16 protein-coding genes are annotated in these 12,665 nt (G+C 68.4%); 8 read left to right on the top strand and 8 right to left on the bottom strand.

What is annotated here, in order from left to right:
- The first annotated feature begins 63 nt into the window (after positions 1-63).
- The 3 genes from OHA88_RS03075 to OHA88_RS03065 all read left to right on the top strand — a co-directional run bounded on the left by OHA88_RS03075 (position 64) and on the right by OHA88_RS03065 (position 2,508).
- Positions 64-924, top strand: coding sequence for a hypothetical protein (locus OHA88_RS03075; protein WP_328624106.1), 861 nt, complete (start codon positions 64-66; stop codon positions 922-924).
- Positions 908-1,411, top strand: coding sequence for a hypothetical protein (locus OHA88_RS03070; RefSeq protein WP_328624105.1), 504 nt, complete (start codon positions 908-910; stop codon positions 1,409-1,411). The genes OHA88_RS03075 and OHA88_RS03070 overlap by 17 nt, the downstream gene beginning before the upstream one ends.
- 194 nt (positions 1,412-1,605) lie before the next feature.
- Positions 1,606-2,508 carry a phosphotransferase family protein gene (locus tag OHA88_RS03065; RefSeq protein ID WP_328624104.1) on the top strand — a complete coding sequence of 301 codons (903 nt, stop codon included), beginning with the start codon at positions 1,606-1,608 and terminating at the stop codon, positions 2,506-2,508.
- Here OHA88_RS03065 and OHA88_RS03060 read toward each other — a convergent pair.
- Together OHA88_RS03060 and OHA88_RS03055 are read right to left on the bottom strand one after the other, a co-directional pair.
- Positions 2,431-3,309, bottom strand: coding sequence for an ISAs1 family transposase (locus OHA88_RS03060; RefSeq protein WP_328624103.1), 879 nt, complete (start codon positions 3,307-3,309; stop codon positions 2,431-2,433). The two genes, OHA88_RS03065 and OHA88_RS03060, sit on opposite strands and share 78 nt — an antisense overlap.
- Positions 3,310-3,408: 99 nt before the next feature.
- Positions 3,409-4,377 (bottom strand): SDR family NAD(P)-dependent oxidoreductase, encoded by a 969-nt coding sequence (locus OHA88_RS03055; protein ID WP_328624102.1) that lies wholly within the window; start codon positions 4,375-4,377, stop codon positions 3,409-3,411.
- Here OHA88_RS03055 and OHA88_RS44465 point away from each other — a divergent pair.
- Entirely contained in the window at positions 4,313-5,470 is a 1,158-nt protein-coding gene (locus OHA88_RS44465; RefSeq protein ID WP_425898159.1) for an ATP-binding protein, read from the top strand. The two genes, OHA88_RS03055 and OHA88_RS44465, sit on opposite strands and share 65 nt — an antisense overlap.
- Positions 5,386-6,066 (top strand): hypothetical protein, encoded by a 681-nt coding sequence (locus tag OHA88_RS03050; RefSeq protein WP_443044161.1) that lies wholly within the window; start codon positions 5,386-5,388, stop codon positions 6,064-6,066. The genes OHA88_RS44465 and OHA88_RS03050 overlap by 85 nt, the downstream gene beginning before the upstream one ends.
- A gap of 132 nt (positions 6,067-6,198) precedes the next feature.
- Here the strand turns inward: OHA88_RS03050 and OHA88_RS03045 are convergent, their stop codons facing one another.
- The 3 genes from OHA88_RS03045 to OHA88_RS03035 form a co-directional block, all read right to left on the bottom strand.
- Complete coding sequence (locus OHA88_RS03045) at positions 6,199-6,585, bottom strand: fic family toxin-antitoxin system, toxin component (RefSeq protein WP_328624100.1); 387 nt, start codon at positions 6,583-6,585, stop codon at positions 6,199-6,201.
- Positions 6,582-6,884, bottom strand: coding sequence for a type II toxin -antitoxin system TacA 1-like antitoxin (locus OHA88_RS03040; RefSeq protein WP_328624099.1), 303 nt, complete (start codon positions 6,882-6,884; stop codon positions 6,582-6,584). Before OHA88_RS03040 ends, OHA88_RS03045 begins: the two co-directional genes overlap by 4 nt.
- 299 nt (positions 6,885-7,183) lie before the next feature.
- The gene (locus tag OHA88_RS03035) at positions 7,184-7,393 is read right to left on the bottom strand and encodes a hypothetical protein (protein WP_328624098.1); all 210 of its coding nucleotides are present in this window, start codon (positions 7,391-7,393) and stop codon (positions 7,184-7,186) included.
- Positions 7,394-8,064: 671 nt separating this feature from the next.
- Here OHA88_RS03035 and OHA88_RS03030 point away from each other — a divergent pair.
- Entirely contained in the window at positions 8,065-8,898 is an 834-nt protein-coding gene (locus OHA88_RS03030) for a sulfurtransferase (RefSeq protein WP_328624097.1), read from the top strand.
- A 43-nt stretch (positions 8,899-8,941) separates the two neighbouring features.
- Entirely contained in the window at positions 8,942-10,588 is a 1,647-nt protein-coding gene (locus OHA88_RS03025) for a DUF1416 domain-containing protein (RefSeq protein ID WP_328624096.1), read from the top strand.
- A gap of 164 nt (positions 10,589-10,752) precedes the next feature.
- Here OHA88_RS03025 and OHA88_RS03020 read toward each other — a convergent pair whose 3' ends face one another.
- Positions 10,753-11,031 carry a hypothetical protein gene (locus OHA88_RS03020; protein WP_328624095.1) on the bottom strand — a complete coding sequence of 93 codons (279 nt, stop codon included), beginning with the start codon at positions 11,029-11,031 and terminating at the stop codon, positions 10,753-10,755.
- Between the two features lie 69 nt (positions 11,032-11,100).
- Between OHA88_RS03020 and cutA the strand changes: the two genes are divergently transcribed.
- Complete coding sequence (cutA, locus tag OHA88_RS03015) at positions 11,101-11,421, top strand: divalent-cation tolerance protein CutA (RefSeq protein ID WP_328624094.1); 321 nt, start codon at positions 11,101-11,103, stop codon at positions 11,419-11,421.
- On the opposite strand, the gene OHA88_RS03010 is transcribed toward cutA, so the two are convergent.
- Together OHA88_RS03010 and OHA88_RS03005 are read right to left on the bottom strand one after the other, a co-directional pair.
- Entirely contained in the window at positions 11,418-11,726 is a 309-nt protein-coding gene (locus OHA88_RS03010; RefSeq protein ID WP_328624093.1) for a hypothetical protein, read from the bottom strand. The genes cutA and OHA88_RS03010 overlap by 4 nt on opposite strands.
- Positions 11,723-12,406, bottom strand: coding sequence for a helix-turn-helix domain-containing protein (locus tag OHA88_RS03005; protein WP_328624092.1), 684 nt, complete (start codon positions 12,404-12,406; stop codon positions 11,723-11,725). Before OHA88_RS03005 ends, OHA88_RS03010 begins: the two co-directional genes overlap by 4 nt.
- Positions 12,407-12,665: the final 259 nt, after the last annotated feature.

The raw sequence follows: 12,665 nt of genomic DNA, 5'->3' as shown, positions 1-12,665 counted from the left end.
ATCGGGCCGCCTCCGTCCGGGCAGGTGCACCGTGGTGCCAGCGGCTGGGGCACCCGGCCAGCGATGTACTCGCGCAACGCCAGCTCGAGGTCATCGAAGTCACGGACCTTCAGCAGCGCCCGTATCTCCCGGGCATGCTCGCGCTGGGTCGGCAACCGCACCGGGTACAGCTTCAGACACGAGGGGTTCGACGCGCTCGCGGCGCAGGTGCGCGACGACGACACCAATGCGGCCGCCGAGGGCGAGGAGATTGCCTCGGAGGAGACCGCCGCCGCTGTGGAGCCCGAGGAGGGGAAGATCCAGCTCAAGCACCTGTCCGTGGTCACCACCGAGGGCTATGCGAACCGGCCCGGCGGAGCGCAGGCCAAGTTCCTCGCCGAGGTCGGCGAGTCGGAACACAACCGGAACCGCACCCTGACCCTGCAGGCCTTCCGCGACTTCCAGGCAGGCCGCCAGCCGGCCGGCCCGGGCGCCCGTGACCTCGTGAGCTTCTTCAAGTTCGTCGAGAACGAACTCCTCCAGGACGCCGCGGCCCCGCAGATCAAGCACGGCGACCAAGAAGTGATCAATTTGCTGTCCCGGCGAGCCGGCACCCTGCACCTGGGCCTCGCGAACTACTGCTGGTTCATCGACCCGGGCAAGGCCCTCTGCCTCAAGCTCGCCCAGACCGAGGACCGCAGCCGCCCTCTGGCTGGGATGTGTGACTCCGCCCGATGCCCGCAGGTCACCCACTACCCCTGCCATCGACCCGTCTGGGCGTCAGCCGCCGCCAGCAGCAGGGTCTTCATCGGAAAGATCGGCAAGTCCCAGAAGGCCGAGAAGGCGCGACTCACCGCCGAGGCCGAGCGGGCTGACCACGTCGTCGCAGCCATCGACGCGGCCCTGGCCACCGCTACTGGAGGAGTGCATGGGAAGGATCAGTGACACCGATCGGAGTCGGAACGAGGAAGCGATCCGGCCGCCATGGACCGGCTCCTTCGCGGCGAACTCCCGCCCGGCGGCCGATGCGCTCAAGACCCTCGCGGCAGAGACGGGAGTGACCCGCACCGGCTTCTACCCGAAGAGGGACCGGGACGGCAGCGTCCGGGAAGGGCCCTACCAGCACCTTGGTGACGAGTTCGTACGCCGTCTGGCGGCCCTCCGGGAAGCCGGGGAGGCGCCAGACCCCAGAGACGCCCAGATCGAGCGCCTGAAGGCCCAGAACGCCGAACTGAAGGACCGCGTCACCGACCGGGACTCGACCATCGAGGAGCTGACCGAGTTCAAGAAACTCGTACTGTCCCGGCTCGCCGCCCAGCACGACGAGATCACGCACCTGCGCAGCCCGCAGCCGTCCCCCGAGCCGCCGTCGCCCGCCAAGCTGGCCACTGTCCCCCGCGTCAGGACCACCGTCATCGGCACCTGCAGCTGACGGCCGAAGAGCGCCCTCTGGCTGTCCGCCCTACCGGCGGGTCGGGAATGGAGTTGCGCCTCACGATTCGGGCGTAATAACGTGCCGCACGTGGCTTGATCTCCCATGCCGCCGGCCTGACCGGCGGTCGAAGGTGCACTCCGCCGCCGTCGGCATCCGACCGCGGCTCATGGATATGCCTAGGAGATCTCACTATGGCCCCGAGCCACATGCCTGACCGAGCCGACACAGGCACTGCTTTCACTGTCCTGAACGAGGCCAACCAAGCCCATGGCACTGACTTCCAGCTGGATCACCGATTTGATGACGGATTCCAGTCGGGAGCCTGGCTGCTGACCGACGGCACAGGACAACAGGCGGTGCTGAAATGGAGCCCTGACCGCGGCTGGGCCTCGCAGATCGAGCGCGCTGCCAGAGGCGTCGCGAAGGTCCACTCGATCGGATACCCAACCCCAGCATGGCTTGTCGTCGGTGTTACTACCGACGGTTTCGGCTACCAGATTCAGGAACTCGTGCCCGGACGCAGCCGGAACCAAGTGACCGCAGGCGAGGCCCAGTTGCTGATCGGCGTCCTGGAGACGCACGCGGGCCTCGACCCCGACCCGCAGCGGTGCTGGTCTCAGTTCGTGACGGGGCAGATGACCGACCATCGTGACGAGCTGTTTCAGGGCGCAGCCGAGACCGGCCCAACGGGGCAGAAGCTGGTCAACGCCTGCGAGCGACTACTCGCTGCCCATGGGCCTGTCGATCTGCCCACGGGTGATCTGGTCCACGGAGACTTCCGCCCCGGCAACATCCTCTTCCACGGAAACCACGTCAGCGGCGTCATCGACATCGAAGCGTTGGGCAGCGGCACTCGCGCCTTCGACTACGCAACGCTGCTGAGCGCCCATGACATCACGCCCGAAGCGCTGGAAATGCTCTGCAGCGCCGGCGAGCAGGTCGCTGGCCCCGGCGCCCTTGCTTACTGCTTCGCCCAAGTTGTCCTCGACCTCACCGTCTTCGTCCACCAGCGAGAGCTACAGCCAGGCATCCAGAATGTGAGCAAGCTCCTCGATCGCGTGGTGATCCTTTTGAACCGCGCTAATGGGACCTAGACGAGTTGATCCGAAGTGATTACGGCGTGGCCCGCCATTGAGGCCGCGACGTGCTGGCATGGCGCGGGGTGCGGTGCCGGTGCGTATGCGTGAGGCGTCCTCGCCATAGGTGACGTCTCGGATGTGGTGCAGGGCCTCAACTGACCAGTGATTCTGGATGAGTTCGGCGAGTTGTGCCGGGTCGGTCTGTTCGGGCGGCAGGCTGGTGATCGCGTAGACGGTCTTCGTCTCGGCCTTGCCAGTTTTGCGGTGGGTGCGGCGGCGCTTGATCTCCAGGGCCTGGACGGCGTGCGGGAAGAGTAGACCGGGACGGACGGTGCAGACCTTCAGACGGCGGATCTCACGGCGGCCGTGCCCGACCTTGATGGTGCGGTGCTGCAGCGGGATCTGCTGCCAGGGCAGGCGCCGCAACTGCTTGCGCAGCTTCTTCTGATTCCCCTTGACCGCCAGGAGGTAGTGGCCGCCGGCGGTGACGACATGCTCGGCGTGGGCGCGCTGGGTGTGCATCGCATCGGCGGTGACGACCACGCCGCGCAGGTCGATCCGGTCCATCAACGGGGCGAAGGTATTGGCGGCGAAGCGGGCGATGGCGGCCAGGGAGGTGGCTCCGCCGAGGACGGCGACCAGGCACAGCGCGAGCAGGGAGCCCAGGCGGTAGCGGCGGCCCCGGACCCGTCGGGGATCGGGTATCCAGCCCAGCACGTCCGCCAGGCAGGTGAGCTGCGGCGATTGCGGATCCGGGCAGGTGGAGTCGATGTCTGCGCAGTGGCGCCGCAGGACACCGATCAGGGAGGATGACACGCGAACGCGACCCCTGTTCGTGATCTATGGCTTCGACAACCTTGATCATCAGGAGTCGCGTTCACTGCTGCCAGCCGGGCCATTCGGTCGCTGCTCGATCTATCGGGGTGAACCGCTCGTCACGTCGCCTGAGAGCGCATCCGCCCTGGCTGCGTACGCCGCGGTGAACCGTTCAGCGGCCTCCCAGAGTTCGCCTTCGCGCTGCGGGTCGTAGGACTCCTGCGACGAGCGGTCCGCACGGCTGCGGTCGACGTAGGAGCCGGTCGGCGCGTGGGTCGTGCCAAGGACGACGTCGGCGAGGTAGCGGCCCGCCGCGTTGCGGCTGGTGGCGAACGGGGTGAGGGTCATCGCTGGCAGGATGCGGCGCATCGCGAACCTGGAGACGGGGTCTGCGTTGCGGGCGAGGCCGGTGCCGGGTACGAAGCCCGGGTTGTAGGCGACGGCGTCGATTCCGGCCGGCAGGCGGCGCGCGTACTCGTGCACGAGGTAGATGGCGGCCAGCTTGCTCGTCGAGTACGCGATGCGCCCGGCGACCATGGTGTCCGGCTTGGGGAAGGCGCCGGTGCGGGCGAGGACGTCCGGGGACTTCCAGGCCGGGCCGGGCACCATGCCCATGTTGTGCTTGAAGTCGCCGAAGTGGGTGTCGCTGGCGGTGATCACGATCCGGGCGGGAGCGGCGAAGCGGTCCTGGAGCAGGCGGACGAACAGGTGGTTGGCGAGCACGTTGACCGTGAAGGTGGACTCGAATCCGTCGGGTCCCTCGGTGAGCGCGTTCGTGTACTGCATGCCCGCGTTGCCCACGAAGCCGCGCAGCGGCGGCAGGTCACCGCGGTCGAGCCGGTGACGGATCTCGGTGCCGGCCGAGCGGACGCTCTCCAGCGAGCCGAGGTCCGCCGAGATGTGCGAGACCGTGTGCCCGCCCGCGGCGAGTTCCGCAGCGAGCTGCGCGCCGGAGGATCCGCGGGCAACGACCAGGAGGTGCACGTCCGGCGACTGGCGCAGGATGCACTCCGCGGCGACGCGGCCGATCCCGCGGCTCGCGCCCGTCATCACGATGGTGTGCTTCATGGAAGGCTCCTTCACTGGTCAGCCGATGTCGCCCTGCGCGCGCTGCCGGAAGAAACCTCCCGGCGACCCCGCCGCCCGGAAAGTGGATGACCATCCCATGAACCCGCCCCCCAGCCTCGGCCAGCGACTCGTCCAGGCCCGCGAGAGCGGCTTCGTGGGCCGCGCCCGCGAACTGGATCTGTTCCGCTCAGCCCTGGAGGGCACGCCGGATTCCTTCGCCGTGCTGTTCGTTCACGGTCCCGGGGGTATCGGCAAGTCCACGCTTCTGCGGAGGTTCGCCGGCCTGGCACGCTCAGCGGCCAGGACGGTCATCCGGATCGACGGGCGATCCCAGGGCTTGTCCCGGGAGAACTTTGAAGCCGAGGCCGCGCCGGCTATGGCTGACGAACGGCCTGTGTTGCTGATCGACACCTTCGAGCAGTGCCAGGGCCTGGAGAGCTGGCTGCGCGACAGCTTCCTGCCCCGGCTGCCCGCCGAAGCCCTTGTTGTGATCGCGGGCCGGCAGTCACCCGATTCACGCTGGCACACCGATCCCGGATGGGCGCAGGCGCTGCACGTGGTCGACTTGCGTAATCTGCCGCCCTCCGATGCGACCGTACTGCTGACGTTGCGACAGGTGCCGTCCCGGCTCCACGCCCCGCTTCTGAGGTTCGCAGGCGGTCACCCCCTCACGCTCTGCCTCGCCGCGGAGGTCGCGGTCAACCACCCTGCGGACACCGTCGACTGGCGGCCACGCAGGACATCTACGCGGCGCTCCTGGAACACCTGGTCGGCGAGGTGCCCTCGCCCGCCCACCGCGACGCCCTGGAAATCTGCGCCCACGCGCACACCACCACCGTGGACCTGCTGCGCGCGGTCCTGCCCGGCGAGGACGCGAACACCCTGTTCGGCTGGCTGCGCGCGCTTCCCTTCACCGAGACCGGCCCGCACGGCATTTACCCGCACGACGTGGTCCGGGATGTGCTCGACAGCGATCTGCGCTGGCGTGCCCCCGAGGGATACCAGGCCATGCACGAGCGGATCCACGCCTATTTACTGCAGCGGTCCCGCGAGGCGAGCGGATCGGCTCTGCTGCCCGCCATGGCGGCCATGAACCACTCGCACAGCTTCAATGGCGTGCTGCCGGGCTACATGTCTGGGCAGCGCGACCACGACGTGTACGAACAGCCCTACCGGCCGCAGGACCGGGCCGCGCTGCTGCACATGGCCGAGGAAGCCGAAGGCGGGGAGTCGGCCGCCCTCGTCGCGTACTGGCTCGACCGCGCACCGGGCGACTTCCACGTCCACCACAGACGGACGTCCGGCGAGCCGGTGGGATTCATGGCCTGGCTGCGGCTGACCGATCCACCGGAAGGCCGGGGCGAGGAGGAAGCCGCAGTGGACCCCGTCGTGGCCGCCGCCTGGCGGCACGTCCGGGCCGCCGGCCCCGTCCGGGCCGGCGAGCACATCGCGATCGGCCGGTTTATGATCCGCCCACCCGCCTACCAGCGGCCCTCGCCGTCCATGGACCTGATCATCCAGCGGATCCTCGCCGAATACCTGGCACCTGACCAGCGGGCCTGGTCGTTCAATGTGCACCCGGACCCGGAGTTCCTGATGACTGCTGCTGGCCACCGCGCCGAGATGACCATCCGCTTCGCGATCTGGGACCAGATCACCGGTGCCGCCGCCATGCCCACCGCGGCCTGACTCGAAACTGCCACCCGGCCCCACCACACCCTGACACGCCATCAGCCGATCACACCCCCACCAACGTGACACAGCCCTTCGCACGTCGACCGGGCGGGCCGTGCCCCGCTGCCCAGACTTCTGCCCGAGGAGTCAGGTGACAGTCCAGCCGCGCAGCTGGCGGGCGATCCGGGCGACACCGAGCGCCCCGGAGGCGGCGTCCCGAACGAGTGCGAGGGCTGCTTTGGGCGGGTAGTCGAGCCGGTGTCCGTTGAGGGTGAGGTAGGCCTCGGCGGAGTGCCAGGCGAATGCTTCGTTGGAATGCTCCAGGCAAGGCAACTTTGCCAGGGTCTGGAGGAGGGCTGCTGCTTTGAGGTGCAGGGAGCCGTAGATGTCACGGTCCATGGCTTGGGCGTTGACGCGCGCGACCGCGGCATAGAGGGGGCCGTAGTCGTCGACCTGGGGGTCGCCGTCGAGGAGCTCGGCGGCGTGCAGCAGGTAGGTGACGTCGAGCGGGTGGATCGGTTCGGGCTGGGTCACGCGGCGTGGCCCTGCCCCTGCTGCTCGAACTCGCGCGCCTGCTGCTCAGCGGCACGCTGCTCCGCGGTGGCGTCGATGCTGCTGGGCTCGGCGGCGAACGCGGCGCCGCTGCGAGCCATCGATTCCTTGAAACTGTCCAGGAACCTGTCCTCGATGGCGGTGGCGCGGGCGTAGGCGGCGGACAGGATGTACTCCTGCATGCTGACCCCTTCCTGCTTTGCGGCGGCCGCGATGGCGGCCCGCTGCTCGGGATCGGGGAAGCGTAGGTTCATGGCCTTGGGTTCCGACATGGTATTCATGGTACCAGTGGTACCAACTAATGCCCAGGCCTCCGCCACCTGCTACCCCGGGAGCCGTGAAACTCGGCTGCCTGGAGAAGCTCGGCTTGACCAGTCGCAACGGACAGCACTCGCGCTCCTGCCGACTCACCGATAGCGACAGGAGCGCAACGGTCGGCACCCGTACCTCCGGTTTGCGCTCAGCTCGCCGTCGCTCAGGTGGCCGAGCGCCTGCAGGTGGGTGCTTGGTTTCGAGCGCGACAGGAACAGGTAGCGGTACCAACGCAGCAGTTCAAGGCGTTCCTCGTTGCTCCACTCCACTAGGCCAGCCTGGTTCCCCCTCTCCCATGGCCGTGTTGGGGATGTTTGTAGGCGGCCTGGAACTTCTGCAGCATGGCGTAGTCGAGGTCAAGCGGCGCGGCGTAGAAGATCCCGAACGTGCGCAGGTGCTGCTGGATCGTGCGAATCTCTTTGGGCTCGAGATCGTCGCGGATGTCGTTGGCCTCGTCGTAGCCTTTGAGCCCTTCCAACGGCTCTAGCCCGCTTTCCTTCAGTCGGCTGCAGACGTCACGTAGCCAAGCTGGTCCCGCTCCGGCCCCTGCCGTAGTCGAGGTCCAGCCAGGTGGCATGTGGGATGTCCAGGTCGTTTACGGCGCCGCGCTGTCGGCCGTCCTCGCCGCCGTCCTCATCGCCGCCACCCGGGCAGCCGCGCCGTCGTCGCGACCGGTGCGCTCGCCGCGGCCCTCCGGCCCGTGGCCTGGAACGCGATCCTGCGAGCCGCTCACGGAGAGCAGTTCTTCACCTACGCAATCGTGGTCGTCTTCCCCGTCAGCTGGCAGGACACCGGCTCCGGCGTCTTCACCCTCGCCGCCGCGGCCCGGCCGCTACGAACTGGTGTGCAACGAACCCGGCCAGTACGCCGCCGGCATGTACGCCGAGCTCGATGTGACCGGCCGGTAGAGGCCACCGCCCACGGGACCGCCCGCTACGGCGCACGCCAGATGCCAGAGCGGCGCCCAGGGGCTTGGAGCGAGCCTCCAGCCATCGTCAGCACCGGCGACGTCTTCCAGCGGCCCTGCGACCGGCGCGCTCCAGCTCTGGAGCGGGGTTCCTGTAGGTGCCAGGCGGATCCTGATGTTGACGCCTTCCGAGGCAGGGGTTGTGCTGGAAGAGGGGTACACCCCGAGTGAAAGGCATGCCCATGAGCCGTGACCAATCCCTGGTCGACGCCGACTGGGTGCAGCAGCACGTGGACGACGCGAGCATGGTGATCGCCGAGGTCGACGAGGATGTGAGCGCCTACGACACCGGTCACATCCGGGGCGCGGTGAAGCTGGACTGGAAGAACGATCTGCAGGATCCGGTCCGCCGCGATTTCGTGGACCAGAAGCGCTTTGAGGAGCTGATGTCGGAGCGCGGCGTCACGCCCGACCACACCGTTGTCCTGTACGGCGGCAACAACAACTGGTTCGCCGCTTATGCCTACTGGTACTTCAAGGTCTACGGGCACGAGCGCGTGCGCCTGCTCGACGGCGGTCGCAAAATCTGGGAACTGCAGTTGCGGCCGCTCACTGACGAGGTGCCGCAGCGACCGAGGACCGGCTACACCGCCAAGGAGCCGGACTACTCGATCCGGGCTTTCCGTGACGAGGTGCTGGCCTCGATCGGGCAGCAGAACCAGAACCTGATCGACGTCCGCTCCCCCCAGGAGTTCTCAGGTGAGCTGCTGGCCCCCGCCCATTTGCCGCAGGAGCAGGCGCAGCGCGGTGGTCACATCCCCGGTGCCAGAAACGTCCCCTGGTCCAAGGCGGCCAACGACGACGGCACCTTCAAGACAAACGAGGAACTCCGGGCGCTCTACCTCGACGCAGGCGTCGACTTCGACCGCGACACCATCGCCTACTGCCGGATCGGCGAGCGCAGCGCCCACACCTGGTTCGTCTTCCACGAACTGCTCGACCACCCCAACGTGAAGAACTACGACGGCTCGTGGACCGAGTACGGCTCGATGGTCGGCGTTCCGATCGAGAAGTGACCCCGCCGGAAGCATAGGCGGGGCTGCGCGAGACGGATCAGAGATGACCGCGACACCTGTGGATCCCAAACCCACCACCCGAACCGTCGTGACCGGCCGCGTCCAGGTCGCCGACGGGCCGGCCGCGGGCGTCTGGGTCCGGCTGCTCGATCCGGCAGGGGAGTTCGTCGGTGAGGTAGTCACCTCCGCGATTGGGGAATTCCGCTTCTACGTGCCCCCGGGGCACTGGGTGTTGCGGGCGCTCTCGCCGCGTGGTGTCACGGAGATGCCGGTCGAGGCGGAGCCGGGCCGGGCCACCCAGGCCGAGCTGCGGCTCTCCGAGCGGCTGCCCGATAGCGTGGAGATCATCCAGATCTCCACGCTCAGCCTCGGGAACCGCAGCTACCTGATCACGGACGGGTCGGTCGCGGTCGCCGTGGACCCGCAACGTGACCTGGAGCGCGTCACCAGTGTGCTCGAGGACCGCGGCCTGCGGCTCGACACGGTCGTGGAGACCCACCTGCACAACGACTATGTGACAGGCGGTCTGGAGCTCGCACGCCGCTGCCAGGCGGCGTACGCGGTGCCAGCCGGGCCGCCCCTTGGCTTCGACGCCGTCCGGGTCGGCGACGGCGACCAACTGACGGCCGGGAAGCTGCGGATCCAGGTGATCGCCACACCCGGGCACACCGACCACCACCTCGCCTACGCCTTCGCGCCCGCCGACGGGGCACCTCGGCTGGTATGCACCGGCGGCTCCCTGCTGTACGGCACCACGGGCCGTACCGACCTCATGGGTGCAGACCTCGCCGAGCCGCTCGCCCATCAGCAGTACCGATCAGTGCGCCACCTGGCCGAGGTACTACCCGAAGACACCGTCATCCTGCCGACCCACGGCTTCGGCAGCTTCTGCGCCGCGACGACCGTCGGCGCGGTCCAACGCTCCACCATCGGCCGCGAACGGGCCGTGAACCCTGTCTTCAGCCAAACCGAAGACACCTTCGTGACCGGGACACTGACGGGTCTGGAGCCCTGCCCCGCGTACTACCGCCGGATGGCGCCGATCAACGCCGCCGGGCCGCCGCCCCGCGCCTCGCTCCCCGGGCCAAGGCTTGCGGATCCGGCCGAACTGGCCGACCGGATCACAGCGGGCGAGTGGGTGGTCGACGTGCGTCCGCGAGCCGACTACGCACCGGTCCATCTGCCGGGCACGGTCAACTTCGACGCCTCCGGATCCCTTGCCACCTACCTCGGCTGGCTGGTTCCGTTCGACGCCCCCGTCACCCTGCTGGCCGCCGACCACAACGAGTTGCAGGCAGCCCGCATCGAGCTGCTGCGGATCGGCTTCGACCATCTTGCGGCTGCCGCCGTCGGAAACCCGCTCGAATGGGTCGGCCCACAAGAGCTGGCCTCCTACCCGCGATCCGACTTCGCCACCCTCGCCACTGTCCGGACCGGGCGACAGGTGGAGGTCCTGGACGTCCGCAGTGACCGCGAGTGGCGCTCCGGCCACCTGCCCGGCGCCCGCCACATCCCGCTGCCCGAACTGCCCAACGCCATCGTGTCCCTGCCGGAGGCCGAGCACTGGGTGCATTGCCGCAGCGGCTTCCGGGCCGCGATCGCCGCCTCGCTGCTCGCCGCCGTCGGACACCAGGTCGTCCTCATTGACGACACCGTCGAGCACGCGCGCCCCGTGGTGCAGGAGGGTTAGCGCACAGAGGTTCGAGACCGAGTCCGGCGGGGGTCGGCAGGTCACTCCCTTGGGCAGCGCCCCATCGGCTCCCCGGGGGCATCGATGCGGCGGCATGGGGTGGAGGCGTGCCACGCGGCCGCGGCGCAGGGGCCGAGAAGGGCATCATCCCGGGCACGTCGACCTCAACCACGGTGACGCTGCGGCCCGGCCGCTCCGAACTGGTGTGCAAGGAACCCGGCGGGGCCCCTGCGCAGGTCAGCCGCCGCCAGGCTCGGAATGTCCCACGTGACCCTCTTCAGTTCCTGCTCGACGTCGTAGCGGTTTTGTTCCGTCGCTTCGGCGTGGTCGGTGATCGCCACCTGCACGCGGGCCACGGTCTCCACCGTCAGCCGGTTCTCCTGCTGCTCGGCCCATGCCGCCTTTTCCAGTTCAATCAGTTCGTCGCTCAGTTCGATTGCCACGGGGCGCGATCGTACTGGCGGTGGCCGGTTCACGGCACACGGGACTCGCCAGTTCATACACTCGGCCCCATGACTGAATACGTGCAGGTATCCACGGCCACGGAGACGAAGCAGCAGGCAATCGATCTCGCGGGCCCGGCAGTCCAGCAGCGGCTCGCCGCCGGTGCGCAGGTCATCGGGCCGGTCACGAGCGTGTTCTGGCACCTGGGCGAGTACGGCACAGGCGAGGATTGGCAGCTCCTCCTCAAGACGACGACGGACCGCTACCCGGAGCTGGAGGCGCACCTCCTTGAGCATCACCTGTGGGCCAACCCGGAGCTGCGTGCCGTACCGATCACCCTGGGAGCCGAAGGGTGCAAGAAGTGGATCGCTGACTCTGTAGCTCCCTAACCGGCCGCATGCTCCAGAAGGTCCCGGACGACGGATAGATCCGTGTGAGGGCGTAGCTGGTCGAGTAGCGGGGCGATGCGCTGCCGGGGCCGGATGGAGGCGACACCTGTTGAGAGTTCGAGCGCGCGGCCGGTCGTCACGGCCGCCTGCTCGACCTCGCCGGCCGTGAGGTAGGCGTTGGCGAGCCAGGAGAGGTAGAGCGCTTTGTCGCGTGCGTGGTCGTCGGAGTACCGGTTGAGGGCGTCGGTGAGGACGGGTACGGCGCGGAGAGGACGACGGAGCTCGGTCCAGCAGCGGCCCGTCATGATGTCGAGCTCGGTGTCGTCGACCCAGACGGACCAGTCGGGCTGAGGTTCGTCGTCCTGCGCGTCGGCAAGGGCCTTGCGTGCGGCGGTGAGGGCGACTTCCGTGCCGTCCGCCTGGTTGTCGACGGCGCAGGCCCAGGCGAGCCGTTCGTAGAGGAGGGCGCGGACGGAGGACGGCGTCCGGGCGGTGATCGTGGCGCAGAGTCCTCTGCGAACGCGACGGCGGTGCGCCGGTCGTCTGCGATGGTGTTGTAGGCGAGGAAGGCAAGGCTGTTGCCGTAGAGGTCGGTGTCCTGTGCGTCGCGCGCGAAGTCGCGGCTCTCTTCGTAGAGGGATTCGGCGTCGCGGGTGCGACCGCCATCGAATGCGGATGTTGCAGCAGGAGCGGCGTCCGTCTCCCACGGGCGGGGAGCGAGGCCGAGCACGCGTCCAGGGACGCGTAGAGCATCCGCGATCTGCACGATCTTCTCGAAGGTCGTGATCCGGACTTGGCCACGCGCGAGTGTCCCGACCCTGTCGGGCTTGATGTCGCACTCGGCGGCGATCTTCGAGTAGCTGATCCCCGCCCGTTCGCGTGCGAGCCGGAAGACTTTCCCGAAGTCATGGCCGGTCAGCGCGCGTTGCATGTCCTCGTCTTTGAGGAGGTCCCGCGGCAGGTCCGTGGGCGGCTGGTAGATCATGCGGCACTCTTCCTGCTCGCCTGAGTCTGCGTGGTGGTCGTCCACGGTGCGTACCCATCATGGGTATACCCCGCGCCAGGAGGCAGAGGTTTGGCAGGAATACCACTCTGTACGCCAAGGCCCCGGGAGGCGGTGCTGTCCGCCGGCCCGGGGCGTGGACGACTGGTTAGGAGTCGCCGTGCTTGATCGTACCCAACTCGCCTTCCGTGCGGGAAAGTTCAGGGTGGACACCCGTTGCGCTTCCTTGGAGGTAGCGCAA

The sequence above is a fragment of the Streptomyces sp. NBC_00353 genome, assembly GCF_036108815.1.
GTDB lineage: Bacteria > Actinomycetota > Actinomycetes > Streptomycetales > Streptomycetaceae > Streptomyces.
The sequence above is the reverse complement of the archived record's forward strand: the minus strand, read 5'-3'. Positions and strand labels throughout refer to the sequence as shown.

Coding starts and splice junctions, on each gene's coding strand:
- OHA88_RS44465 (WP_425898159.1), top strand. CDS start 4,313: ATGCACTCCGCGGCGACGCGGCCGATCCCGCGGCTCGCGCCCGTCATC.
- OHA88_RS03070 (WP_328624105.1), top strand. CDS start 908: ATGGGAAGGATCAGTGACACCGATCGGAGTCGGAACGAGGAAGCGATC.
- OHA88_RS03005 (WP_328624092.1), bottom strand. CDS start 12,406: ATGATCTACCAGCCGCCCACGGACCTGCCGCGGGACCTCCTCAAAGAC.
- OHA88_RS03030 (WP_328624097.1), top strand. CDS start 8,065: ATGAGCCGTGACCAATCCCTGGTCGACGCCGACTGGGTGCAGCAGCAC.
- OHA88_RS03065 (WP_328624104.1), top strand. CDS start 1,606: ATGGCCCCGAGCCACATGCCTGACCGAGCCGACACAGGCACTGCTTTC.
- OHA88_RS03050 (WP_443044161.1), top strand. CDS start 5,386: ATGCACGAGCGGATCCACGCCTATTTACTGCAGCGGTCCCGCGAGGCG.
- OHA88_RS03010 (WP_328624093.1), bottom strand. CDS start 11,726: ATGACGGGCCGCTGCTGGACCGAGCTCCGTCGTCCTCTCCGCGCCGTA.
- OHA88_RS03040 (WP_328624099.1), bottom strand. CDS start 6,884: ATGAATACCATGTCGGAACCCAAGGCCATGAACCTACGCTTCCCCGAT.
- cutA (WP_328624094.1), top strand. CDS start 11,101: ATGACTGAATACGTGCAGGTATCCACGGCCACGGAGACGAAGCAGCAG.
- OHA88_RS03055 (WP_328624102.1), bottom strand. CDS start 4,377: ATGAAGCACACCATCGTGATGACGGGCGCGAGCCGCGGGATCGGCCGC.
- OHA88_RS03075 (WP_328624106.1), top strand. CDS start 64: ATGTACTCGCGCAACGCCAGCTCGAGGTCATCGAAGTCACGGACCTTC.
- OHA88_RS03025 (WP_328624096.1), top strand. CDS start 8,942: ATGACCGCGACACCTGTGGATCCCAAACCCACCACCCGAACCGTCGTG.